The sequence below is a fragment of the Thermococcus sp. EP1 genome, from assembly GCF_001317345.1.
Lineage (GTDB): Archaea > Methanobacteriota_B > Thermococci > Thermococcales > Thermococcaceae > Thermococcus_A.
Genome location: NZ_JXCG01000033.1, coordinates 1 through 773 on the forward strand (window position 1 = coordinate 1; position 773 = coordinate 773).

1 protein-coding gene is annotated in these 773 nt (G+C 42.9%); it reads left to right on the forward strand.

The annotated features are described in order from the left end of the window. On the forward strand, positions 1 to 773 hold a 773-nt coding region (gene thsB, locus EP1X_RS09925), incomplete at both ends, for a thermosome subunit beta (RefSeq protein WP_305809546.1).

A 773-nucleotide genomic window follows, 5' to 3' on the forward strand; every position in this document is an offset into this window, starting at 1 on the left:
TATAGTAATCACAAACGACGGTGCAACAATTTTGGAGCAGATTGACGTTCAACACCCAGCAGCTAAGATGATTATTGAGATTGCAAAGACTCAGGACAAGGAAGCTGGAGACGGAACAACTTCAGCTGTTGTTATTGCCGGTGAGCTCCTTGCAAAGGCAGAGGAGCTTTTAGACCAGAATATTCACCCAAGCATAATCATCAAGGGTTACACACTCGCCGCTGAGAAAGCCCAAGAAATAATTGACAAAATAGCCATCAGTGTTGAACCTGACAATGAGGAAACTCTCACAAAGATAGCTTCAACATCAGTAACAGGTAAAAATGCCGAGAGCCACAAAGAGCTTTTGGCAAAACTCGCAGTTAACGCTGTTAAGCAAGTTGCTGAAAAACTTAACAACAAATATGTTGTTGATATCGACAACATCAAGCTTGAGAAGAAAGAGGGCGGAAGTGTTAAGGACACTCAACTCATCAGAGGAGTTGTTATTGATAAAGAGAGGGTCCATCCAAGAATGCCAAAGAAGGTAGAAGGTGCTAAGATTGCCCTTATAAACGATGCCTTTGAGGTTAAAAAGACAGAAACAGATGCAAAAATAAACATCACAAGCCCAGATCAGCTTTATGCTTTCCTTGAGCAAGAGGAAAAGATGCTCCAAGAAATGGTAGAGCAAGTGGCCGCCACTGGTGCAAACGTTCTCTTCTGCCAAAAGGGAATCGATGATTTGGCCCAGCACTACCTTGCTAAGGCTGGTATATTAGCCGTTAGAAGGG